We start from the raw sequence: 22767 nt of genomic DNA on the forward strand, positions 1-22767 counted from the left end.
CGGCGAGTTCCGGAGACGGACGTTTTCTTTCCCCAGAAAAAGACCTGGTCCAAAGGCATGCCCGAGGTTTGAAACACGGCAAATCCGCGCCAACCACCCTGGCCAGGCGCACGACGGCCCATTTAAAGGAGGAACAGCTTCCTAAAAAGCCCTTTTATTCTCCATCGCTGGCTTCCAGCCTGTTACGCCAGCGGCGGGCCACCCAGGGGCGCACCAGCCCGTAAAGCAGGTAAATGGAGAAAATGACCGCGGGCATCACCCACGGGAATTTGAAGATGCAGATGACCGTCAGCACAATGAGCACGATCGCGTACATGGTCCCCCGCGTGCGCATGTTGATGTGCTTGAAGCTGGGATAAACCACCCGGCTCATCATCAGGACGGACACCCCCGCCATCGCCAGGGCAATCACGTACTTGAAGACGCCCAGGTCCATGGCCCCGTTCGGAGCCCTTCCCGCCAGGTACATCACCAGGTACATGGTGGAAACCACGGCTCCCGCCGCCATCGGAACGGGCAGCCCCACAAAGTCGCTGCTCTGCCCCTCCTTGCGGGGAGCGGCGGCCATGCAGTTGAACCGCGCCAGGCGCAGGGCGGCGCACAGCAGGTACAGGATGCCTATGCCCCAGCCAACCTCCGGCGGAGAAAGCTGGAACAAGACGGCCTTGGCCACCAGCAGCGCAGGGGCAATGCCGAAGGAGACGATGTCCGCCAGGGAATCGAATTCCCGGCCGAAGGGGCCGTCCTGCCCGCGCATGCGGGCAATGCGGCCGTCAAACAAGTCAAACAGGCACGCCGCGAAAATCAGGAACGTGGCATTCTGGTAATAGGAGAAGGCCGCCACGGCGTCGCTGTCCGCCTGGTTGATCCCTTCAAAAATCGTCAGAATGGCGAAAAACCCGCACACCAGGTTCCCTGCCGTAAACAGGTTCGGCAGAATGGGAATCTCAGGTTCGTCCGGAAAAATCTTCTTGTCCATGATCGGTGTCCAGTGGGGCGCCCCGTGAAGGGCTTACCCGTTAATAATGTTGCGGGCCGCCGCAGCCAGGGCCTGGGGATCGGCATCCTGCGGAGCGGAACCGCGGGCCTGGTCCGGACGGCCGCCCCCCTTGCCTCCGGCAAGAGCGGAAACCTCGCGGATCATATCCCCGGCGGACAATCCGTCCGCAATGGCATCTTTGCCACAATAAGCGCCCAGGAGCAAGGAAGAACTGTCCACGCACAGCAGGAAGGCGGCGCCCGCATACTGGCGCTTTTTCAGGCCGTTCAGCAATTCCTGAAGCAATTCCCCGGCCCCTTCCGCCACCTGGATCAGGGAGGCGGGGTCATCGGAAAGCCATTCATTCAGCAGGGCGTCAGCCCTGGCGGCGGACTGCCCGGCGCGAGCCTTCCTAAGCTTCTTTTCCGCCTCCAGCGCTGTCTGCTTGAAATGCTCCACGGAGGCGTCGAAACGCGCCAGGGAATCATTCACCGTCCGGATGTCGGAGGCTCCCAGGGCGGACAGCCCCGGCTTGTCTTCAATCGTGGGAACCGGAACCTGTTCCAGCCCCATGTCCGCCAGCTCATAATTGACTTCCTTGATCTTTTCCACCGCCTTGGCGATTTCCAGGCTCCGGGCGACGACGTGCTGGCGGATCATTTCCAGGGCGGCGTCCCCCGTCATGGCCTCAATGCGGCGCACGCCGGAGGCGATGGCCCCCTCGCTCTTGATCTTGAACAGGCCTATATCCTTCGTATTGGCCATATGCGTTCCGCCGCAGAATTCCATGGAAACGCCGTCCAGTTCATTCCTGCAGCCGCCCACCTGGACCACGCGCACCACGTCCCCGTACTTGTCGCCGAAGAACTGGGCAATCGCGGAATTGCCCTTTACGTCCGCATAGGCGCGTTCCGTGCAGTGCACCGGGAGGGCCGCCTCAATCCAGCCGTTCACCTTCTCTTCAATCAGGCGGAGCTGGTCCGGCGCCACGGCGGCGCTGTTAAAGTCAAAACGCAGGCGGTCTTCCGAAACGAAGGAACCCTGCTGGGCCGCATCCGGGCTGACTACCTGGTGCAGGGCGCAGTGAAGAAGGTGGGTGGCGGTATGGTGCGCCTCAATGCGGCGGCGGCGTTCCGCGTCAATGCTCAAATGCACGCGGTCGCCGGGTTTCACGTCCAGCCCTTCGCGGGCTTCCACCACATGGGCTCGGGCATTGCCGATCTGCTGGACGGCCATCACATGGTAGCTCTCCCCGCCGATTTCAATCAACCCTGCGTCAGACACCTGGCCGCCCATCTCCGCATAAAACGGAGTCTTGTCCGTAATGATGAACAGGGAATCCCCCTGGCGGCTCACTTCCAGCACCGTGGCGGCGCATTCGTCCACATCGTATCCCGTAAATTCCGTCACGGCGTCCGTCTTCAAATCCAGGGCGCGCACCACCTCGCTCTTGCGGGCGGCGCGGGCGCGTTCCCGCTGCTCCTCCATCAGCCTGTTAAACCGTTCCATGTCGATGTCCAGGCCGCGTTCCTCCGCCAGCAGCGCGGTCAGGTCAATGGGGAAGCCGTACGTATCATACAGCTTGAAGGCGAACTCGCCGCTCACCTTTCCGGCGGAAGCCGTCTCAGCGTCAAACAGCTCCAGGCCGCGGTCCAGCGTTTCATTGAAGCTGGCCTCCTCACGGTTCAGAACTTCCTTCACGGTGGAGGCGCGGGCGGACAGCTCCGGGAACACCTGGCCGAAGGATTCCACCAGCGTATCCACCAGTTCCGCCAGGAACGGCTGGGTGAAGCCCAGGCGGCGCCCGTAGCGCACGGCGCGGCGCAGAATGCGGCGCAGCACGTAATTACGGCCATTGTTGCCGGGAAGAATGCCGTCCGCTATGGAAAAACTGAGCGTGCGCAGATGGTCGGCAATCACGCGGAAGGCAATCGCCTCCTGAAGGGTGTCGTCCCCCGCCTCCACTCTCTTGGAACCGGGCGCCGGATACACGTCCGCGTACTTCCGGCCGCTCAAGGCCTCCAGACGGTCGAACAGGGGGCGGAACACGTCCGTGGCGTAATTGGAAGGCTTGCGGGAAAAATCCTTGAACCCGTCCGTGCACTGCATGATGGAGCACGCGCGTTCAAAACCCATGCCCGTATCCACGTGGCACGCCGGCAGATTGCGCATGGAGCCGTCGCTCTCCGCATTATACTGGATAAACACCAGGTTCCAGATTTCAATGCACTGGTCGGAATCCTTGTTCACCAGGCTGCCCTTCGTATTCCCCTCCGGGGTCAGGTCCACGTGCAGCTCGGAACACGGGCCGCAGGGGCCGGTTTCCCCCATCATCCAGAAATTATCCTTCACGTTCCCGTGCACGATCTGCACGTCCGGGTCCAGCCCGCGGGAACGGAACAGCTCCGCCCAGTAATCCCATGCCTCCTGGTCAAACTCCCCGGGGTCGCCCTTGGTCTTGTCCGGGGCGTACACGGTGGCGTACAGGCGTTCCGCGGGAAATCCCCACCGTTCCACCACCAGTTCCCAGGCCCAGCGGATGGCTTCCTTCTTGAAATAATCCCCGAAGGACCAGTTCCCCAGCATTTCAAAAAACGTGTGGTGGTAGGAATCATAACCCACATCCTCCAGGTCGTTGTGCTTGCCGCCGGCGCGGATGCACTTCTGGGTGTCCGTGGCGCGGGCGGGCGTCCAGGGGGGAGTCCATACGCCCAGGAAATACGGAACAAACTGGTTCATGCCGGCATTTGTGAACAACAAACCGGGGCTTTGGGGCATCAAAGAAGCGGAGGGCACGACCGTGTGCTGTTTCTCGCGGAAAAAGTCCAGAAAGCTTTGGCGTATCTCGGTGGCGGTCATCATATCAATAATAGGAAAAGTAAAAGTCGCCGGATTATGCCTGTTCCGCCCCCGTTAGTAAACCGCTAATTCCTTCTCCGTCATGACGGCTGCATTTTTGCTTGTAATAAATTATACATGCGTATAAATAAAGACATGAAAAAGCTGGTGATCCTCCTGATTCTTCTTGCGGCGGCAGGAGCGGCAGCCTGGTTCATCTACCGGGAAGCTCCGTCCGGGCCTGAGGACAAGGCCGTTCTTTACGGCAATGTGGACCTGCGCCAGGTGGACCTGGCCTTCCTGATTTCCGAACGCATTGATTCCGTGCTGGTGGACGAGGGAGATACGGTTGTTCCCGGCCAGAAACTCGCCACGCTGGAAACGGTGCGGCTGCAACAGGCCGCGGACGAGGCCCGGCAAACCGCGGAAGCCGCCCGCCAGAACTACCTGCGCGTTAAAAACGGACCGCGCGCGGAAGAAATAGCCCAGGCAAGGGCGAACGTGCAGGCGGCGGAAGCTACGCTGAACAACGCCGGGGTGCGCAGCAAGAGGCTGGTGGCTCTGGCTGAAACCAAATCCATCTCCCGCCAGGAGGCGGACGACGCCATCGCCTCCCAGCAGGTGGCCGCCGCCAATCTGGACGTAGCCAGAAAACAACTGGAGCTGCTGCTGGCCGGTTCCCGCGTGGAAGACATCGCCCAGGCCCTGGCCCAGTACAACCAGGCCAAAGCCAACCTGACCATCAGGGAACAGAACCTGAAAGACGCCGTGCTTTACGCCCCCAGCAATGCCGTGGTGCGCAACCGCATTCTGGAAAAGGGGGACATGGCCTCCCCGCAGAAACCCGTTTACAACCTTTCCCTGAACCATACCAAATGGGTGCGGGCCTACCTCACGGAATCCCAGCTCGGCAAAGTGAAGCCCGGCTTCTCCGCCACCGTGCACAATGACAGCTTCCCGGATACGGACTTCAAGGGAACGGTGGGCTTCATCTCCTCCGTGGCGGAATTCACCCCTAAAAACGTGGAAACGCCGGACCTCAGAACAGCCCTGGTCTATGAAGTGCGCATCATCGTGGACGACCCGGACAACCAGCTGCGCCTGGGCGCCCCCGCTACCGTCACCATCCCCCTGGACCAGAATGCCGGAACGCAGCCTCCGGAACAGCCCAGGCCATGACTACGGACTCCCAGCCCCTGATTGACTGCCGGAACGTCCAGAAAATGTTTCCGGACCCCGCCGGCGTTCCCTTCGCGGCGGTGGACGGCGTTTCCTTCCGCCTCTCCGCCGGGGAAATCGTGGGACTGCTGGGGCCGGACGGCGCGGGAAAAACCACCCTCATCCGCCTCATCACGGGACTGATGAAACCGCACGGCGGCTCCATCTCCGTGCTGAACCTAGACTCCGTGAAAAAAAGCCGGGCCATCCAGGCCTCCATAGGCTATATGCCGCAGAAATTCGGGCTTTACGAGGATCTCACCGTACAGGAAAACATGGAGCTTTACGCCCGCATGCACGGCGTCTACGGCCAGGACAGGGAAAAACGCTTCCGCAGCCTGCTCTCCATGACCAATCTGGAACGCTTCACCACGCGCCTGGCGGGCAAGCTCTCCGGCGGCATGAAACAGAAGCTGGGCCTGTGCTGCTCCCTGGTCTCCTCCCCGCCCCTCATCCTGCTGGACGAGCCCACCGTGGGCGTGGACCCGCTCTCCCGCCGGGAACTGTGGAACATCCTGAAGCAATTCTCCGGGGAGGAAGGCGTGGGAGTGCTGGTCAGCACCTCCTACATGGACGAATCCGCCTACTGCAACAGAACCCTCATCATGTATGAAGGGCGCCTGCTCATGGACGCCCCGCCCTCCGACGTCATTGCCCGGGCGGAAGGCATGTGCGTCACGGTGCGCACGCCGGAGGGGCTGCATGCGCGCCAGTTCCAGAGCAGGCTGGCCGCCGTGCCCGGCATCATCAACGCCACCCCGCAAGGCAACACCGTCCGCATCATCGTTCCCCCCGGCCACCCTGCGCGGGAAAAGCTGGAGGAATACCACCCCAAACCCGCGCAGCCGGACTTCTCCGACGGCTTCATGACCCTGCTGGCCGATCAAATGGACCTCGCTCCGCAGGACATCCCCGTCCCCGCCGGACCGCCGGAACCGGAACAGGCGGAAAACGGGGACACCGTCATCCAGGTAACGGACCTGGTGAGGAAATTCGGCAGCTTCATTGCCGTCAACCACGTCAGCTTCTCCGTCCGCAGGGGGCAGGTCTTCGGGCTGCTGGGCCCCAACGGGGCCGGAAAAAGCACCACCTTCCGCATGCTTTGCGGGCTGCTGCCCGCCAGCGGCGGCACACTCAACGTGGCCGGGGCGGACCTGAGGACCGCCGCCGCGCGGGCGCGCAGGAAAGTGGGATACGTGGCCCAGAAATTCTCCATGTACGGCATGCTCACCACGCGGCAGAACCTGGAATTCTTCGCCGGGGCCTACGGCATGGCCGGAAAGGAACGGCAGGAAGCCATCCGTTCCATGGAAGAGGAATTCCACCTGACCCCGTACATGAACGCCCCCGCCGCGCACCTGCCCGGCGGCTACAAGCAGCGCCTCAGCATGGCGTGCGCCCTCCTCCACTCCCCGGACATCCTCTTTCTGGACGAACCCACTTCCGGCGCGGACCCCCTGGCCCGGCGGGACTTCTGGCTGCGCATCAACGCCCTGGCGGAAAAAGGCGTCACCATCATCATCACCACGCACTTCCTGGGAGAAGCGGAATTCTGCGACAACATGCTCATCATGATGGACGGGACCACGCTGGCGGAAGGCTCCCCGGACGACATCCGCAAACACGCCCCTCCGCGGGAGGACGGCGCCCCCGCTTCCCTGGAAGACGCCTTCCTGTCCATCACGGAGGAACACATGAAGAAAGGAGGGGAAGAAGCATGATCGCCTCCCTCAAAAGAATCGGAGCCCTCATCGTCAAGGAACTCCACCAGGTGGTCCGGGACCCCGGCAACGTGGGCATTGCGGTCATCCTGCCGGCCGTGCTCCTGCTCCTCTTCGGCTACGGCATGAGCATGGACATCAAAAACGTGCGCATCGCGTACCTGGCCGTTCCCGCCTCCAGCCAGTCCACGGAGCTGGAAACGCGGCTCACCCTCTCCAGGTACTTCCAGACCGCGCGCGTCTTCTCCACCCGGGAGGCGGAAGAAAAGCTGCGCACCCATGAGGCGGACGCCTTCATCGCCCTGCAAAGCGACGCGCCGGACACGCTCAACGGCGGAGTCACGAAAGTCCAGATTGTGGTCAACGGCGTCAACGCCAACCAGGCCACCCTCATCCGCAACTACCTCCAGGCCGTCGTGGGGTCCTGGGCAGCCTCCCTGAACGGCCAGGCCGCCCCCGTGCTGGACGTGCAGACGCGCACCCGCTTTAATGAAGCCAACGACAGCCACTACTACCTGGTCCCCGGCGTCATCGTCACCATCATGACCATGATCGGGGCGCTGCTCACCTCCCTCGTCATGGCGCGGGAATATGAACGGGGCACGCTGGAAAGCCTCTTCGTCACGCCCGTGGGCAGCGGGGAAATCCTGACGGCCAAGGCAGCCACCAACTTCCTGCTGGGCATGGTCAGCCTGGCCATCTCCATGATCTTCGCCGCCTTCGTCTTTGACATCCCCATCCGCGGCTCCCTCATCCTGCTGCTGGCGGTCTCCGCCCTGTTCCTGATCGTGGCCCTGGGGCTGGGGCTGGTCATCTCCACCGCCACCAAAAACCAGTTCCTGGCCTGCCAGTTCGCCATCATGGGCACCTTCATGCCGGCGCTCATGCTCTCCGGCTTCCTGTACGACATCCTCAACATGCCCCCCGCCGTCCGGGCCATCACCTACATCATCCCGGCCCGCTACTACGTCACCCTGCTCCAGACCCTCTTCCTGGCCGGGGACATCCCCTCCGTCATCATTCCGTGCTGCATCACGCTGGGCGTCTTTGCCGTGGTGCTCATGGGCATCGCCCGGCTGAAAGCCCCCAAATCCCTCGAATAACGCCATGGACTTCCTCGTCAGAATAGCCTCCCTCGTCAAAAAGGAACTGCTGGCCGTGCTCAGGGACAAAAAAAGCCGGATGGCCCTCATCATCCCGCCCATCCTCCAGATAGCCATCTTCGGCTATGCCGCCACCATGAACGTCACCCGCGTGCCGTACGCCGTGCTGGACAAGGACGGGGGAGAAACGGCCGCCCAGTACATCGCGGACCTGGAAGGCACGGGCATCTTCCGGCGGCAGGCCACGGCGGCCACGGAAAAAGACATCGACCGCATGATTGACAACCGGGAAATCGTCGTGGGGCTCACCATCCCCCCGGACTTCTCCCGCAACCTCCAGACCGGGCGCCCCGCCTCCCTCCAGCTCATTGCGGACGGCCGCAACACGAACACGGCGGCCATCGCCCTCAGCTACGGCCAGCAAATCGCCTCCGCCTACGGGGCGGACCTGCTTGCCAAAAGCGGCGGCTCCTCCCCGGTGGAAATAGAATCCCGCGCCTGGTTCAACCCCAACCTCATCACCCGCTGGTTCATCGTCCCCGGCCTCATTGCCGTGCTCGTGCTGATCAACTCCATCCTCTCCGGCGCGCTCTCCATCGCCCGGGAACGGGAGGAAGGCACCTTCGACCAGCTCCTGGTCGCCCCGTACACCCCCGGAGAAATCCTGCTCGGCAAGGGGATTGCCTCCGTCATCACCGGAATCATGCAGGCCGTCTTCGTGGTGCTGGTAGCCATGTTCTGGTTCCGCATCCCCTTCCAGGGATCCATCTGGCTGCTCTCCGCCGCCCTCCTGCTCTTCATCGTCACGGCGGCGGCCATCGGGCTGTGCATCTCCTCCTTTGCCCAGTCCCTCCAGCAGGCCATTGTGGGCACCTTCCTGCTGCTGGTGCCCATGGTCATGCTCTCCGGCTTTGCCACGCCCATCTCCAGCATGCCGGAAATCTTCCAGGACCTCACCCTGCTCAACCCCATGAGGTACGGCCTGGAGCTCATCCAGCGCATCTTCCTGGAAGGAGCCGGATTCCTGGACCTCTGGCCCCTCTTCGCGGCCATCATGACTGTTACGGTGGTGGCCGTTCTGGCAGCCATTTTCTCCTTCCACCATAAAATCTCCTGACGGAACACTTTGCTTTCCCGGCCCCGGAACATTCTGGCGCCCTTTTGCCATTAGTCTTTCGTCTTTAATATTTTCATCACGCCAATCCCGTCACCCGTATAAAAATACTTGCATCCGGCCCGTTTTTTCTATTCTATCTCTCTCGTTCCTTGAGAACATGGGCTCGTCGTTCAATGGATAGGACATCGGTTTCCGGTACCGACGATGTAGGTTCGATTCCTACCGGGCCTACCAGATTTTTCATACCGCAAGCTACTGTTTATCAGTGCCTGCGGTTTTTGTTTGATTGAAATCGCAAGACATCGGAACGGCGTTTGATTACCCCTCCGCACCGTCTGGCGGCAACGTTCCGCCTGTGCAGGTTATTCCGCACCACATCCTGCCGGCCTCCCGGAAACATCAACCGCAGGACATTCCCCGCCCACTTAAAGGGCGGTCCCTTTCTTCGGCATGAAAAGGCGGGACATGTCCGCTCCCTCAAGCTTCAGAAGCCTGATTTTCGCGGCAATTCCGCCGGCATAGCCCGTCAGGCTCCCGCCTGCGCCCACCACCCGGTGGCATGGGATGATGATGGAAATGGGGTTATGCCCCACCGCTCCTCCTACTGCTTGAGCAGACATGCTCCTTCTATTCCCGAGCGCGGCCATCTTCCGGGCAATCTCTCCGTAAGTGGTAACCTCTCCGTAGGGAATGTCGCAGAGAATCTTCCATACGGCCTGGCGGAACTCTCCCCCCACGGGGGCCAGCGGCAATTCGGCTACCGGAGGCCTGCCGCCCGCAAAATACCTGTCCAGCCAGTCTCTTGCCGCGGCAAATACCGGCAGGCCGTCCCTTTCCTCCATGTCCCCGCTGATGGTATCTCCAAAATACTTCTGGCCCTCCAGCCACAAGCCCGCGAGATGTTCTCCATCGCTCGCCAGCGTGAGCGAACCAAGGGGTGACGAATAGTGGGTTGAGTAATACATCATCTTTCTATTGTTTCAGTGAATTCCATAAATTGACGGCAGCATAGCCGCGCCACGGCCTCCAGCCTTCCGCCAGAGCAAGAATTTCCTTTTGCGTGCGCGGGGCGAGCGCCTCTCTAATGCCGGGATCGGTTGAAGGAAAGGCATCCGTCCATCCAAAGACCCGCATGGCGATATACTGCGCCGTGCATATTCCGATTCCGGGGAGCCCCGCCAGCTTTTTCATTTCAGCCTCAGGATCGGCCCGGAAACTGAAATCAATGCTCCCTTCTTCAAACGCGCGCGCCAGCTCGACAACCGCCCTGCCCCTGGATGCGGTCATTCTGGGAATGTCCCATCCGGCGCTTCCCGGGCCGCTCAGGGAAAGAATCTTCCCCGGCGCAGGAAACGCATGGGTCAGCCCCTCCATCCCCGTCCGCACGGGCTCGCCATGGCTCCGCGCCAGCCTCCCCGCCAGAGCATTCGCGGCTTTCATGGAAATTTGCCGTCCCAGCGCTGTCCGCACCGCCAGCTCGTAAGGGTCAAAGCAGCCGGGCAAACGGGTTCCCGGAACATACAGCCCCGGAGACAGGCCGTTCATGGAAGCCAGCGTTTCATCCACCGCGGCCGGGTCACAGTACAAGTCAAACAAATGCCGCACCCTTGCAAGCACCTGGGACAAGACTGGAAGCAGAGACCTCGCGATCACCACGATCAGCGCATTTTTCACGGGGCAATGGCCCACCCGTATCCAGCCATAGACATCTTTCCCCCTTCTGGTTGCAAGACGCACGGTGCGGCCATACTCCCCGCCGCGTACGGCCTCCACGCCGGGAATGGCCCGCAGCGCGAGGAACTCAAGCAGCCTCTCCCACCGGTAGGGAGGGCGGTAAGGCAGCGTCAGCGTTATTCCGGAACCCTCCTCCTCTTTTCCCCCCTTCCCCAGCTTCCGCAATGCCGCCGGGGAAAGCCTGTATTCCTTTTTGAACAATTCATTGAAGCGCCGCAAACTGCCGAACCCCGCGCTCATGGCAACGTCCAGAACAGAAAGCCTCGTGCTTGTCAGGAGATTCTTCGCCAGCAGCAGCCGGAGAGTCTGCAAATACTGGATGGGGGAAACATTGAACTCCGCGGCAAAAGCCCGGCGCAAATGCCGCCCGGTGCAGCCAAGGTGAGCGGCAAGCTCTTCCAGGCTTTCCATGTCTCCGCAATTCTCCTCCAGGAAACCGGCCGCACGGCGCGCCAGGGAAGCGGCGGCGTCCACCGGGCCGGTTCCGGGCGCAAGCTCCGGGCGGCATTGCAGGCAAGGCCGGAATCCGGCCCGTTCCGCTTCAGCCGCTGTGGCGTAATAGGTGCAATTCCCGGCCCTGGGCAGCTTTGCGCGGCATATGGGGCGGCAGTAAATGCCCGTAGATGCCACCCCCACGAAGAAATGGCCGTCAAAACGGGCATCCTTGGATTTAAACGCGGCATACCAGGCCTTTTCATTTCCTTTCATGGTTTTGCAAACTCCACGGTTGAGGCTCATGATAGCAAACCGCGGACATGATTCCCGCCATTTTCGGACATGCATCCAAAAAAATTATTTTGACATTGGGGAATAATTATATAACCAATTACGTAATCAGTTACATTTTTAACAATACAACAGGAGACGGGAATATGGATTTCTTCAACCGGACAGGAAAAATGGCCATTGGAAGCAGACTGCGGATGCTGACGGATAAAATAACGAATGACGCCGCCCTGATCTTCCGGATGTCCGGCGTGGACATCCGTCCCAAATGGTTTCCCGTATTCTTTGTCCTGTCAGAGGGGGAAGCCAAGACCATCACCTCCATTGCCAGGGAAATAGGGCATTCCCACCCGTCCGTCAGCAACATTGTCAAGGAGATGGGCGCCAGGGGGCTGGTGAAAGAAAAGAAGGACAAAGCGGACGGACGGAGAAACCTCGTCATGCTGTCCGCCAAGGGAAAGAAAATGTCCGATATCATGGCGGAACAATATCCCGACGTGGAAGCCGCCGTGGAACAAATATCCCGCCAAACCCGGAACGACCTGTGGCGCGCCATTGAAGAATGGGAAGGGCTGCTGGCGGAAAAAACGCTGCTGGAACGGGTGAAGGAAGCAAAAAAGGAACGGGAAGGCAGGGATGTCTCCGTCGTTCCCTACGATCCCCGCTACCGGGCCGCTTTCAAGGCGCTCAATGAAGAATGGATTACGGCGCACTGGCAGATGGAAGAACCGGACCATCACGCGCTGGACCACCCGCAGGAGCACATTCTGGACAAGGGCGGCCACATCTTCGTGGCGCTTTACAGGGAAGAGCCTGTCGGCGTGTGCGCCCTGTGCAGGAAGGATGACCCCGTACATCAGTATGAACTGGCCAAACTTGCCGTCAGCCCCAGCGCGCAGGGCAAAGGCATCGGCATGCTGCTGTGCCGGACCGTCATCGCCAAGGCGAAAGAACTGGGCTGCAAAAAAATCTTTCTGGAAAGCAATACCCTGCTCCGCCCGGCCATCCAGCTATACAGGAAGGCGGGATTCAGGGAAGTGGAGATTTACCGCCCCTCCTATGAAAGGGTGGATATCCAGATGGAACTGGCGCTCCAGTAATGCGCCGCCATCCCGGCCCGTTCCGGAGGAAGGGCCACTATCCTTTCCTCCGGCCAAGAAATTCATGCCCCTCATATCGCCGTCAAATGGTCATCACTCGTTTTCCGGTGAAGCAGCCTGGCATCTGGTGAACAAATTTCATCAAAAGACACGAAGATGATACCCCCGGTTTGAGAGCTGGACATCAGGGCGCCAAAACAATCAAGGCCATAATCGTCCCTGACTGCGGGAGAATCGATGATTTTCAGAATCACGTTATGATCCTCGCCCCCGTCCGTGGTGATATGGTCGCCTATTTCAATCTCCTCTCCGGAAAAATACCTCTTCATCGCCGTTTCCTGATGTTCGGTTTTTATCATGAAGTCACCATTTCTCCAACTGGTTCCGTGCCCGGCAGTTTTTTCTTAGGGAAAAATCCGGGGCATGCCGTTCCTTCATGCCATGAACATAACACCTTCACCTCAAATACCCCGTGATCAAGAAAAAAATGTGGGCAGCCAGAGCCTCTGATCTTTTTTAAAAAATCTCCCTTGTTCCGGACGATGGCGAAAGTCGCACTGCCATCAAGGGAAAAGGCAAAGGCGTCCGCGTCCTTCGCCTTTTCCATGCCCCAACGCCAACAAGGCCGTTTCCTCCGTGCAGAGGGGAAACTGCCTGCTGTTTTTCCCTCCAGCCCGTTCCCTTCATTTTTCCGCTTCCTTATCAAGCGCAGCCACTCCCTCTTTTATCGGGTTCCCGGCAAAAAAACGAATCTCCGGACTAGGAAGAAAAGAAGTTCCTTTCAGCACGGCGCGACCGGAGAAAGAGATACTTTCCCTATTAGTCTGACGGCGCTCCATTTTCCTCTGGAAATTCCGGTGCTCAACCACCTTCCTCCAAACCGTTTCATTCAAAATCGCCGCCTTTTCCAAAAACCTCCCTTTCTTTCATTTTCAAGCCTTTCTTTACCCTGTCCAACTGGACTTGGCAGGCAAATCGCGTTATGATGCGGCCGCTCCTTTCCTCATGATTTCCGCTTTAACCGGGATCATGAAGCGCACCCATGAAACAGAGAAAAATCATCCATGTGGACATGGATGCCTTTTACGCATCCATCGAACAGCGCGACCATCCCGAGTACCGCGGCAAGCCCATCGCCGTAGGAAGACCGGAGATGCGCGGCGTGGTGGCGGCGGCCAGCTATGAGGCGCGCCGCTTCGGCGTGCGTTCCGCCATGCCTTCCATGAAGGCGATGAAGCTTTGCCCCAAGCTGATTTTCACCCGCAACCGCATGGACGTGTACAAATCCGTTTCAGCGCAGATACGCTCCATCTTCCACCGTTACACGGACCTGGTGGAACCCCTTTCCCTGGATGAAGCTTTTCTGGACGTCACGGAAAACAAGCCGGGCATTCCGCTGGCCGTCGACATTGCACGGCGCATCAAGAGGGAAATCAGGCAGGAACTTCATCTGACGGCTTCCGCTGGCGTTTCCTACAATAAATTCCTGGCAAAGATCGCTTCCGACTACCGCAAGCCGGACGGCCTGTTCACCATTCATCCCTCCCGCGCGGAGGAATTCATCGCGCGGCTCCCCATTGAGGCCTTCTGGGGCGTCGGCCACGCCACCGCCGAACGCATGCGCGCCCTCTCCATCACCAACGGGGCGCAGCTCCGGGAACGCAGCCTGGATTTCCTGCTCCGCCATTTCGGCAAGATAGGGGGGATCTTCTACAACTTCGCCCGCGGCATGGACAACCGCCCCGTGGAACCTTCCCGCATCCGCAAATCCGTGGGCTGTGAAGAAACCTACCGGACAGACGTCACCAGGGCGGAGGCCCTGGAACAACACCTTCCCCTGCTGGTGGAAGAGCTCACGGGGCGCCTGGCGCGCTCCGGCTTCCGGGGCAACACGCTTACCCTGAAGGTTAAATTCCCGGACTTCGTCCAGAAGTCCCGCTGCATGACCGTTCCGGATTCCCTGACGGAGAAGGAGGACATCCTGCCCCTGGCCCGGACTTTGATGGAAGACCTGGATTCCGGGGACCGCACGTTCCGCCTTCTGGGGCTGTCCGTCTCCCACCCCCAGGAAGAACAGCGGCAAGGAATCTGGGAGCAGCTTTGGCTGGATTTAGAGTACTAATCCTCCCACAGACTCCCATATTTTTAGTATTCTCCCCTTAAAATCAACCTTATCCACAAGATATTGGTGTATGAATGAGCGAAATCCGCTCCAACCTGGTCATAGGTACGTATGAATCAGGAAGAACGTAGACACTGGGCATCATGGATAGGAACCATTGCGGAAGGGGTGGCAGGCGTCATGGCTGTGGACGGCGGAATTCCCGCCTCCCAGGGCGTGCCTGATCCCGGCCCATCCCGAACGCGCCGTCCCCTCACGGAAACGGAAAAGCGCATCATTGAGCACCAGGGAACGGAACCGCCCTTTTCCGGGCAGTTCGTCAGCTTCTTTGAACAAGGCACCTATGGCTGCCGCAAGTGCGGGGAAGCCCTGTTCCGGTCGGAAGACAAATTCGACGCCGGATGCGGCTGGCCCTGCTTTGACGATTCCCTGCCGGACGCCGTCAGAAGCATCAACGCAGGCCAGGGGCGGCGCACGGAGATCACATGCGCCCGGTGCGGAGCCCATCTGGGGCACATCTTCACCGGAGAACGCCTGACGCCGAAAAACACGCGCTACTGCGTCAATTCCCTTTCCCTGGAATCCCAGGCTGCGCCGCAGCCGGCCATGGCGAACAGCCCCCATTGACGCGCACGGCACGGAAAAAAGGACCGGACGGAAAAGCCGGGAACCGGATAAAAGCTCCGGGAAAATTCTATTTTCCGGAAGAAACGCGCCTCTGAAACATTCATTCCCGCGCCTGCGTAATGTGGTATCATGAGAATGACCACCCTGCGCATCATCCCGGTCCTGCTGGCCCTTTTCCTGGCGCACGCCATGGGCGGGGAGCCCAGAATCGCCATTTTGGGGGACAGCATCCCCTATTCCGGACAATGGCCTGCCCTGGTGGAAGCGGCCCTGCGGCAGACTCCGGCCTACCGGCACGCGGAAATCGTCAGCATGGCGCTCCCCAGTGAAACGGTCTCCGGCCTGTCGGAACCGGGCCACGCCGGGGGCGCCTTCCCCCGCCCGTGCCTTCATGACCGCCTGGATTCCATTCTCTCCAAATACGCGCCCACCCTCGTCATTGCCTGCTATGGGATGAACGACGGCATGATGCAGCCCTTTTCCGAATCAGGCTTCCAGGCCTATCAACAAGGCATGGAACGGCTGAAAAAAAGAGTGGAAGACGCCGGGGCCCAATTCATCGCCATCACGCCGCCTCCCTATATGGCGGATACCCCGGAAAAGGATGCGGCCCGTTACAACCAGGTGCTGGACACTTATGCCGCATGGCTCGCCAGCCGTAAAAAGGACGGCTGGAAGGTTGTGGACATGCGCCCGGAGCTGGGCCGCCAAATCCGGGAAGCGAAGAAAAGGAATGCCCGCTTCATTTACGCCGGGGACGGCGTCCATCCCGGGCAGGAGGGCCACTTCATGATTGCCAGGGCCATTTGGCCTCCCCTCGCCTCCATCCTCCGCGTGCCCGTCCGCGTCCGTTTTCCGGAAGGGGACGAGTTCAGGAAAGCCCTGGAGCGCCACAACCTGTACAAGCTGGCGTGGCTGACGGAAACGGGCCACCGCCGCCCCGGCATCCCGAAGGGGGTTCCGGTCTCCGTTCTTCCCTGCATCCGGGAGGGAGTGGCCGTCTCGGAATGGCACGGCTTCCCGTCCCTTCACTTCAAGGTAGCGGGCAGGAACGCCACCCTCGTTCTCCCCAAAACCCCGGCGGAAAACAGGCCGTGGATCTGGCGGCAGGAATTCTTCGGGAACGAGCCGCAGGCGGACATAGCCCTGCTCAAGGAAGGGTTTCATGTGGCTTATGTGGACGTGCAGAACATGTACGGCGCGCCCGCAGCCATGGACATCATGGACCGGTTTTATGAAACATTGGTCCGGGACTACCGCCTTTCTCCAAAAACGGTGCTGGAAGGGTTCAGCCGCGGAGGCCTCTTTTCCTTCAACTGGGCTGCCCTGCATCCCGGCCGGGTGGCCGCCATTTATGCGGACGCCCCCGTTTGCGACGTGGCGAGCTGGCCCGGCGGCAGGGGGAAGGGAACAGGCTCCCCGGAAGACTGGCTCCGCCTGCTGGACGTTTACGGCGCTACGGAACAGGAAGCCCTGAGCGGAAAGCTGAGCCCCGTCAACAGGCTGGCGCCGCTCGCCAACGCGCGCATTCCGGTGCTCGCCGTGGTGGGGGACGCGGACAAAGTGGTGCCCCTGGAGGAGAACATGGCCGTAGTGGAACGGAAATACCGCGCCATGGGCGGCAGCATCCGGGTGATCCATAAACCGGGAGCAGGCCACCATCCCCACAGCCTGCCGGACCCGGCTCCCATTGTGGAATTTATCCTGAAATCCGTTCGCGGGACCGGCTCCGCCGCGGCGGAACAGGGAACGCCCGTATCCGGAAAGCCCTTGTCCCCCAGCAGGAAAGCCCCTTCCGCATTCCCCGTTCGCCCCGCACTGGGGAACGGGGGGGATTAGCTTGACTTTCCTGTAATGTCGCCTATTCTGACTCAAGCATTATTTGCAACCACTCACACTTATTATGACCGACCGCAGAATTGTTATCACCGGCATCGGAGTGATCAGCCCCTTGGGCAATGATCTTGCATCCACCTGGGAAGCCATGAAGGCTGGCCGCAGCGGCATTGACACCATCAAGTCCATGGATGTCACCGACTACTCCACGAAAATCGCCGGTGAAGTCAAGGATTTCGATCCCACCCCGTATTTCAAGACGCCCAAGGACGCCCGCCGCGTGGACCGCTTCACGCACTTTGCTATGGGCGCCGCCGGAATGGCTCTCAAGGACTCCGGAATGGATCTGGAAGCGGAGGACAAAACCCGCATAGGCGTCATGGTGGGCAGCGGCATCGGCGGCCTCGGCACGCTGGAAAGCCAGCACGCCACGCTTCTTTCCAAGGGGCCGGCCCGCGTGTCCCCCTTCATGATCCCGTACATGATCAGCAACATCGCCTCCGGCCTCATCTCCATGGAATACGGATTCGGCGGCCCGAACATGTCCATCGTCACGGCCTGCGCCACCTCCAACCACAACATCGGGGAAGCCTGGCGCATCATGAAATTCGGCGATGCGGACGTCATGGTCTGCGGCGGCGCGGAAGCCACCATCCTGCCTACGGGCGTCTCCGGATTCAGCAACATGAAAGCCCTCAGCTCCCGCAATGACGAACCCCAGCGCGCCTCCCGCCCGTATGATGTGGACCGCGACGGCTTCGTCATGGGCGAAGGCTCCGGCGTCGTCATTCTGGAAACGCTGGAACATGCCCAGAAACGCGGCGCCAAGATTTACGGGGAACTCGTCGGCTACGGCATCTCCGCAGACGCCCACCACCTCACCGCTCCGGACCCGGAAGGCCGCGGCGCCGCACGCTGCATGCAGATGGCCCTGGAACACGCAGGCATGAAGCCGGAGGACATTGACTACATCAACACGCACGGCACCTCCACCCCGCTGGGGGACATCTGCGAAATCAAGGCCATCAAGGCCGTCTTTGGCGACCACGCCAAAAACGGGCTGCTCATCAGCTCCACCAAATCCATGACCGGCCACCTTCTGGGCGCCGCCGGCGGCGTGGAACTGGCAGCCTGCCTCATGGCCATGCAGGAAAACATCATCCCGCCCACCATCAACGTGGACAACCAGGACCCGGAATGCGACCTGGATTGCGTGCCCAACAAGGCCCGCGAGGCCAAAGTGGACGCCGTCCTGAGCAACTCCTTCGGTTTCGGGGGGCATAACTCCTCCGTCATCGTGAAGAGATTCGCCTGACCCTTTCAGGAAACCCCTTCCTGGCGGAAGCGCTGATGTTTGTGTCCACCGCAGCCATCGCGCTTCCGCCTTCTTCATTTCACAGCCATGCCTTCCAAAACGCACCAGGACATTCTGCTCATGCGGTGGGCCCTGTTCTCCGTAGCGGGGATCATCCTGATCGTGGTGCTGTATTCCCTGGGCGTCACCCCCGCCTGGGCGCAAGCCCTGAAGGGAGCCATGGCCTCCGCTCCGTTTCTGCTGGCTGCAGATGCTCCGGCCCTCTCCCCCGGCATGGGCTTCCTGCTGTGCATTGCGCTGACGCTGGCCCTGGTTTACGACCTGATCCTGATCCGCGGAATACTCCGTAAAACGGCCGTTCTGGCCGCCTTCCTTCTTCTGCTGGCCTGCTTTACCCCGGTGCTGGGGCTGTGGGGCATCTTCTTCAACGCCGTTCCGTGCCTGCTCTCCGCGGGGAGCGCGGGTGCGCTCGCCATCCTGTGGCCCCAGCCGTCGCCCGGCCCGCATCATTCCGAACCTCCCCCCACTCATGAATAATCTGGACTATCCCCTTCCCGTGCTTGAACTGGTAACCGCCCTCAAGCAGCTTCCGGGCATCGGCACCCGCGGTGCGGAACGCATGGCCTTGTGGATGCTCCAGGGGCACATGGGGGAAGCGGAGGCGATTGCCCGCACCATCGGCCAGGCGGCGGAACACGTCACGCCGTGCCCCGTCTGCGGCTTTTTCAGCACCGCCGGAGAACCCTGCGCCGCCTGCCGGGATGAAGAACGGGACAGTCGCCTCATCTGCGTGGTGGAACAGGCCACGGACGTCATTCCCATTGAGCGCAGCAGCGCCTACCGCGGGCTGTACCATTGCCTGGGCGGCAAGCTCTCCCCGCTGGACGACGTGGAGCCGGAAGACCTCAATATCCAGTCCCTGGTGGAACGCGTCACCCGGCAGCCGGGCTGTGAAGTCATTCTGGCAACGGGGTCCGACGTGGAGGGGGAAGCCACGGCCACCTACCTCCACCACCTGCTCAAAGAACTGGACTGCAAGATTTCCCGCCCCGCCCAGGGCCTGCCCGCCGGCGCCGGCCTCAGCCATGCGGACACGCTGACGCTGATGAAAGCGCTGGAAGGCAGGACGGCCCTTTGAAAACGCTCTAAAAACAAACCCGGACTCCCTTTGAAAACAATCAGTCACGCATGTAGCAACATCGCTGACAACCAATTCATTAATACACAGCAGATTAAATCTCACGGGCGTATTGTCTGGATTGACATCTGCCGGGTACTCACCATGCTGTGTATTATAGCATCCCATGCCAATGTATGGAACTATTTCAGCGATAATATAATAGGCGCTTGGTCCGTCTTCGTTTTCTTTTTCATTTCAGCCTTGTTTATTAAGCAGGACAGTAAAAAGGCGCTCAATTACAGTCGTTTTCTCAAACTGTTCATTCCTTATCTTCTCTGGTGCCTGATTGGAGCGTTGATCTACTTCAAATTCAATCTTCATGCCATCTATGCCAACATGGTTGCCGTTTTCGGCTGTAATATCTTCAACACCTTCCCCGCCTACGGAATACTGTGGTTCTTGAGGGAACTGCTGCTGTTAAGCCTTGTCAGCCCTCTGTTAAGTAAATTGAATGATGCGGCACTGTTGTTATTTACCGTCATTTTCCAAATTCTGGGGGCTGCCCCCGAATTAATTTACCATGCGGGTTTAGATGGCATCCCCTTTTTATTTAAAGCACAGGGAGCGTACGGAATGTCCTGGTTCCTGCTTGGTATTTTTTGCGCGCGCAGGAAGCGCATCATCCGTCTTCACGCATGGATTTGCGAGCACCTTGCCCTTGTTTCATTCTTGACGCTGGTAATGCTGCTGTGCGCCGCAGTAGGCAAATACGCCATGCAGGATGCTGGAGACAGCCAGCATGCCGCCCTCATATTGATATCCGTCCAAAACATCTTCATGGTCATTTTCCCCATGGTATGCGCCATAGCCTGCACCCGGCTATCTCCGGGAACGGCTACTAAACTATCCAGCCTGGCGCCTTCCGTCTTTTTCGTCTATGTCTTCCACCCCATAGGCATTATGCTATTCTATCACAGCATACCCGCCAGCATTGAAAACAGCACGCTGCACTCCATCCTGAAATTCTTTGAACCAGTTCTTGTCTTTGCTGTTTCAGTCTTTGTATTCAACATCCTCAGACGCTTTAAAACGGTGGGAAAATGGATATGCCTTTCCACATGAAAATGCCATAACGGCTAAAAACAGAATAAAAATCCGGAGGAAGGGGCCACGGAGCCCGCATGGCAGAATCCATCCCGCAAATAAAATGGATCTGCACAAACGTACCCCCGCCGTGTGCCAAAAAGTCCACGTTCCCAAATATGAGGAGGGGAATGAAAACAGCTTGAAATATGCCGTTTCAACCTCAATCCCCCGTCATTCCGCCAGGCCGTCCACGCGGGCGCGGTCAAAATCCGCCGGGCAAATCGTCACGTTCACCCGGTCGCCCGGCTTGAGCACATCTCTTAACGGAGCGTTCTTTTTCTCCACAAAAGCCACAGTAGTCTTGCCGTTCGGCAGGGTGGCGCGGAAAGCCGTATCCGCGATGCGCTCCGCAATAACGGCCACTGCCTGCACCGTCTGGTAGGGATAAAGTTTCATCTGGAAAAATCAGGTTACAAATTCATCAATCCGTTCATCAGGTCGCTCCCGGTCTTGAGCCCCTTCTCCGCGGCGTCCTGAAGCTGGGGCATGACGGGAGCGGGAACCTGGTCTGCGGCCGGAATCCTGACCCCCCCGTTACCCTTTTCCGTGCCATCCTTCCCCCTGCCTTCCCCGGCCCCCTTGTTCAGCAGGCGCGACGCGACGTCCGCCACTTCCGCCACCTTGCCCATGCCGATCTCCGCCAGGCGGTCTCCCGCCGCCTTGATAAGCCGCGCGGACAAGTCTTCCGACGGGTTGTCCAGCGTGCCGCCAATGTTCACATTGGCCCACACCAGATTGCCTCCGGCTCCCTGGCGGGAAGCGGAAAACACGTCGGAAAAGCCCGGCAGGGCGCTCCACAGGCCGTCGGACCGCAGGCCCACCTGCAACCTTCCGTTAAGCTCGCCTCCTTTTCCGATTTCCAGCCAGCCTTCCACCCTCACCAGATTTTCGCTCTCCACCAGAATGTCGGAGACATGCCAGGCGGCTTCCTTATAGCGGAACTGGGCGGACGCCTTGTGCAGGGGGAGCTGGCGGAATCTGGAAGAACCGCAGAAAAGGGCCAGCCTGTCCAGGACGGGAAGCCCGGTCAGCATCCCGTCCTGCAATCTTACCAGCCCGGCCACATGCGTCACGCCGTCCCGGCCGCCGCGCAGGTCCACCCCGCCGCTCACACTGCCCTGGACATGCTTCTTCCAGTCATTCTCCAGGATGGAAGAGGCGGGAACGCTGTTCACCACCATATTCGCCGTCCAGGAGGAGGAAAGGCCGTCCCAGTCCCCCTTGATGTCCACATAGCCGCCGGCATCCGTGGTCAGGCGGCAGGAGGGAACGTTCACCCGCCTGCTGGAATGGTTGAACTGCGCCGTGCCGGACATCAGGGAAAACTCCGGACAGCCCTTGAAGGGAAGGAGCAGCCTGCCCCCCTGCACGTCAAACTTGTACTGGCTGGACCCGGCATCATGGGTACTCTCCACACGGGTTCCGTTCAGGGCGTACAGCCTGCCGGGAACACCGTAGGAGACGGACAGGGAATCAATGCTCCCCTTTTCCAGGCGGAACGTATCCGGCAGGATATTCTTTTCCACCCAGCTCCTGGGTCCCTCTTCCTTTTCCCGGAAACGGAAGGGCGCCGGAGCCAGTTGAAGCTTCAGCTCCGCAATATTCACGGAGGTAATCACAAAGGCGCGCTTCAGCAAATCCCAGCGGCTGAACTCCGTTTCAATGTTTTTTGCCTGGAGGGAGGTTAAGAACTCATGCCCTTCCATCGTCACGCCGTCGCACCGGATGCCGGAACCGTCCCAGTCCAGCGGGGCTATCCTGGCGGCATCCACATTCATGTCGTCAACGGCGGACTGCCCCAGCATGGTTAAAAAATCGTCACTCTTCAAATAGGACCTGACATACAGGTAGGAGCCGGCTACCGCCGCCACAGCCAGCACCAGAGCCCCCAGCACGCCCCACAGCAGCAGCTTTTTCCAAATGCCTCCGGCACGGGGCTTTTTCCTGCGTATCCTCCTCATTCTGGACATGGTAACAGACTATATCAAATCCGGCGGCGGTCAAGCCTCCGGATTGGACCTCCGGCTGCCGCAAGCCACGGATAAACGGACATCCGCGCCGGTTT

General features: G+C 60.1%; 20 protein-coding genes and 1 tRNA gene. 13 read left to right on the forward strand and 8 right to left on the reverse strand.

The genetic code is table 11. From position 1 onward, the window contains the following. Positions 1–154: 154 nt before the first annotated feature. Both pssA and alaS read right to left on the reverse strand, forming a co-directional pair. Positions 155–979 carry a CDP-diacylglycerol--serine O-phosphatidyltransferase gene (pssA, locus tag P8A25_RS10260; RefSeq protein WP_022396276.1) on the reverse strand — a complete coding sequence of 275 codons (825 nt, stop codon included), beginning with the start codon at positions 977–979 and terminating at the stop codon, positions 155–157. Between the two features lie 33 nt (positions 980–1012). After that, the gene (gene alaS, locus P8A25_RS10265; protein WP_215443225.1) at positions 1013–3841 is read right to left on the reverse strand and encodes an alanine--tRNA ligase; all 2829 of its coding nucleotides are present in this window, start codon (positions 3839–3841) and stop codon (positions 1013–1015) included. Positions 3842–3973: 132 nt separating this feature from the next. Here alaS and P8A25_RS10270 point away from each other — a divergent pair, with 132 nt between their 5' ends. The 5 genes from P8A25_RS10270 (at position 3974) to P8A25_RS10290 (ending at position 9210) form a co-directional block, all read left to right on the forward strand. Then, positions 3974–4996, forward strand: coding sequence for an efflux RND transporter periplasmic adaptor subunit (locus P8A25_RS10270; RefSeq protein ID WP_022396278.1), 1023 nt, complete (start codon positions 3974–3976; stop codon positions 4994–4996). Then, entirely contained in the window at positions 4993–6756 is a 1764-nt protein-coding gene (locus P8A25_RS10275) for an ATP-binding cassette domain-containing protein (RefSeq protein WP_102727832.1), read from the forward strand. Before P8A25_RS10270 ends, P8A25_RS10275 begins: the two co-directional genes overlap by 4 nt. After that, the gene (locus P8A25_RS10280) at positions 6753–7859 is read left to right on the forward strand and encodes an ABC transporter permease (protein WP_022396280.1); all 1107 of its coding nucleotides are present in this window, start codon (positions 6753–6755) and stop codon (positions 7857–7859) included. Before P8A25_RS10275 ends, P8A25_RS10280 begins: the two co-directional genes overlap by 4 nt. A 4-nt stretch (positions 7860–7863) precedes the next feature. Beyond that, positions 7864–8976, forward strand: coding sequence for an ABC transporter permease (locus P8A25_RS10285; protein ID WP_215443227.1), 1113 nt, complete (start codon positions 7864–7866; stop codon positions 8974–8976). A gap of 159 nt (positions 8977–9135) precedes the next feature. Further along, positions 9136–9210 (forward strand) — tRNA-Arg (locus tag P8A25_RS10290). A gap of 191 nt (positions 9211–9401) precedes the next feature. Here the strand turns inward: P8A25_RS10290 and P8A25_RS10295 are convergent. Both P8A25_RS10295 and P8A25_RS10300 read right to left on the reverse strand, forming a co-directional pair. Beyond that, on the reverse strand, positions 9402–9941 hold the full coding sequence (locus tag P8A25_RS10295) for a methylated-DNA--[protein]-cysteine S-methyltransferase (protein ID WP_343212640.1): 540 nt from the start codon (positions 9939–9941) through the stop codon (positions 9402–9404). A gap of 7 nt (positions 9942–9948) precedes the next feature. After that, positions 9949–11418: an AlkA N-terminal domain-containing protein gene (locus P8A25_RS10300; protein WP_215443231.1), complete on the reverse strand. Its 1470-nt coding sequence runs from the start codon at positions 11416–11418 to the stop codon at positions 9949–9951. A gap of 164 nt (positions 11419–11582) precedes the next feature. Between P8A25_RS10300 and P8A25_RS10305 the strand changes: the two genes are divergently transcribed. Next, positions 11583–12536, forward strand: a complete 954-nt coding sequence (locus tag P8A25_RS10305; protein ID WP_215443233.1) for a bifunctional helix-turn-helix transcriptional regulator/GNAT family N-acetyltransferase — start codon at positions 11583–11585, stop codon at positions 12534–12536. A 71-nt stretch (positions 12537–12607) separates the two neighbouring features. Here the strand turns inward: P8A25_RS10305 and P8A25_RS10310 are convergent, their stop codons facing one another. Both P8A25_RS10310 and P8A25_RS10315 read right to left on the reverse strand, forming a co-directional pair. Next, positions 12608–12895, reverse strand: coding sequence for a hypothetical protein (locus P8A25_RS10310; RefSeq protein WP_102733122.1), 288 nt, complete (start codon positions 12893–12895; stop codon positions 12608–12610). Then, on the reverse strand, positions 12892–13143 hold the full coding sequence (locus P8A25_RS10315; protein WP_215443235.1) for a hypothetical protein: 252 nt from the start codon (positions 13141–13143) through the stop codon (positions 12892–12894). The genes P8A25_RS10310 and P8A25_RS10315 overlap by 4 nt, the downstream gene beginning before the upstream one ends. A gap of 435 nt (positions 13144–13578) precedes the next feature. Here P8A25_RS10315 and dinB point away from each other — a divergent pair, with 435 nt between their 5' ends. The 7 genes from dinB (at position 13579) to P8A25_RS10350 (ending at position 20678) form a co-directional block, all read left to right on the forward strand. Continuing rightward, a complete protein-coding gene (gene dinB / locus P8A25_RS10320) occupies positions 13579–14658 on the forward strand; it encodes a DNA polymerase IV (protein WP_215443244.1) in 1080 nt (359 codons plus the stop codon). A 111-nt stretch (positions 14659–14769) separates the two neighbouring features. Continuing rightward, a complete protein-coding gene (locus P8A25_RS10325; RefSeq protein ID WP_404838691.1) occupies positions 14770–15285 on the forward strand; it encodes a peptide-methionine (R)-S-oxide reductase in 516 nt (171 codons plus the stop codon). A 129-nt stretch (positions 15286–15414) separates the two neighbouring features. After that, a complete protein-coding gene (locus P8A25_RS10330) occupies positions 15415–17124 on the forward strand; it encodes a GDSL-type esterase/lipase family protein (protein WP_215443246.1) in 1710 nt (569 codons plus the stop codon). Positions 17125–17188: 64 nt separating this feature from the next. Next, positions 17189–18436 (forward strand): beta-ketoacyl-ACP synthase II, encoded by a 1248-nt coding sequence (gene fabF / locus P8A25_RS10335; protein ID WP_102721008.1) that lies wholly within the window; start codon positions 17189–17191, stop codon positions 18434–18436. Between the two features lie 87 nt (positions 18437–18523). Further along, entirely contained in the window at positions 18524–18973 is a 450-nt protein-coding gene (locus P8A25_RS10340; protein WP_102727826.1) for a hypothetical protein, read from the forward strand. After that, positions 18966–19574 carry a recombination mediator RecR gene (gene recR / locus P8A25_RS10345; protein ID WP_022396291.1) on the forward strand — a complete coding sequence of 203 codons (609 nt, stop codon included), beginning with the start codon at positions 18966–18968 and terminating at the stop codon, positions 19572–19574. The genes P8A25_RS10340 and recR overlap by 8 nt, the downstream gene beginning before the upstream one ends. A gap of 30 nt (positions 19575–19604) precedes the next feature. Beyond that, positions 19605–20678, forward strand: coding sequence for an acyltransferase family protein (locus P8A25_RS10350; RefSeq protein ID WP_285467446.1), 1074 nt, complete (start codon positions 19605–19607; stop codon positions 20676–20678). A gap of 195 nt (positions 20679–20873) precedes the next feature. On the opposite strand, the gene P8A25_RS10355 is transcribed toward P8A25_RS10350, so the two are convergent. After that, complete coding sequence (locus P8A25_RS10355) at positions 20874–21098, reverse strand: translation initiation factor IF-1 (protein ID WP_022396293.1); 225 nt, start codon at positions 21096–21098, stop codon at positions 20874–20876. 14 nt (positions 21099–21112) lie between these two features. After that, the gene (locus P8A25_RS10360) at positions 21113–22672 is read right to left on the reverse strand and encodes a hypothetical protein (RefSeq protein WP_102727823.1); all 1560 of its coding nucleotides are present in this window, start codon (positions 22670–22672) and stop codon (positions 21113–21115) included. Positions 22673–22767 lie beyond the last annotated feature (95 nt).

The sequence above is a fragment of the Akkermansia sp. BCRC 18949 genome (genome assembly GCF_045011645.1).
Taxonomy (GTDB): domain Bacteria; phylum Verrucomicrobiota; class Verrucomicrobiia; order Verrucomicrobiales; family Akkermansiaceae; genus Akkermansia; species Akkermansia massiliensis.

Bases quoted from the DNA above. Each gene is read 5' to 3' on its own strand.
- P8A25_RS10285 (WP_215443227.1), top strand. From the start codon at position 7,864: ATGGACTTCCTCGTCAGAATAGCCTCCCTCGTCAAAAAGGAACTGCTG.
- P8A25_RS10310 (WP_102733122.1), bottom strand. From the start codon at position 12,895: ATGATAAAAACCGAACATCAGGAAACGGCGATGAAGAGGTATTTTTCC.
- P8A25_RS10280 (WP_022396280.1), top strand. From the start codon at position 6,753: ATGATCGCCTCCCTCAAAAGAATCGGAGCCCTCATCGTCAAGGAACTC.
- fabF (WP_102721008.1), top strand. From the start codon at position 17,189: ATGACCGACCGCAGAATTGTTATCACCGGCATCGGAGTGATCAGCCCC.
- P8A25_RS10295 (WP_343212640.1), bottom strand. From the start codon at position 9,941: ATGTATTACTCAACCCACTATTCGTCACCCCTTGGTTCGCTCACGCTG.
- P8A25_RS10360 (WP_102727823.1), bottom strand. From the start codon at position 22,672: ATGTCCAGAATGAGGAGGATACGCAGGAAAAAGCCCCGTGCCGGAGGC.
- P8A25_RS10270 (WP_022396278.1), top strand. From the start codon at position 3,974: ATGAAAAAGCTGGTGATCCTCCTGATTCTTCTTGCGGCGGCAGGAGCG.
- pssA (WP_022396276.1), bottom strand. From the start codon at position 979: ATGGACAAGAAGATTTTTCCGGACGAACCTGAGATTCCCATTCTGCCG.
- alaS (WP_215443225.1), bottom strand. From the start codon at position 3,841: ATGATGACCGCCACCGAGATACGCCAAAGCTTTCTGGACTTTTTCCGC.
- P8A25_RS10340 (WP_102727826.1), top strand. From the start codon at position 18,524: ATGCCTTCCAAAACGCACCAGGACATTCTGCTCATGCGGTGGGCCCTG.
- P8A25_RS10355 (WP_022396293.1), bottom strand. From the start codon at position 21,098: ATGAAACTTTATCCCTACCAGACGGTGCAGGCAGTGGCCGTTATTGCG.
- P8A25_RS10315 (WP_215443235.1), bottom strand. From the start codon at position 13,143: ATGGAAAAGGCGAAGGACGCGGACGCCTTTGCCTTTTCCCTTGATGGC.
- P8A25_RS10330 (WP_215443246.1), top strand. From the start codon at position 15,415: ATGAGAATGACCACCCTGCGCATCATCCCGGTCCTGCTGGCCCTTTTC.
- P8A25_RS10325 (WP_404838691.1), top strand. From the start codon at position 14,770: ATGAATCAGGAAGAACGTAGACACTGGGCATCATGGATAGGAACCATT.
- dinB (WP_215443244.1), top strand. From the start codon at position 13,579: ATGAAACAGAGAAAAATCATCCATGTGGACATGGATGCCTTTTACGCA.
- P8A25_RS10275 (WP_102727832.1), top strand. From the start codon at position 4,993: ATGACTACGGACTCCCAGCCCCTGATTGACTGCCGGAACGTCCAGAAA.
- P8A25_RS10300 (WP_215443231.1), bottom strand. From the start codon at position 11,418: ATGAAAGGAAATGAAAAGGCCTGGTATGCCGCGTTTAAATCCAAGGAT.
- recR (WP_022396291.1), top strand. From the start codon at position 18,966: ATGAATAATCTGGACTATCCCCTTCCCGTGCTTGAACTGGTAACCGCC.
- P8A25_RS10305 (WP_215443233.1), top strand. From the start codon at position 11,583: ATGGATTTCTTCAACCGGACAGGAAAAATGGCCATTGGAAGCAGACTG.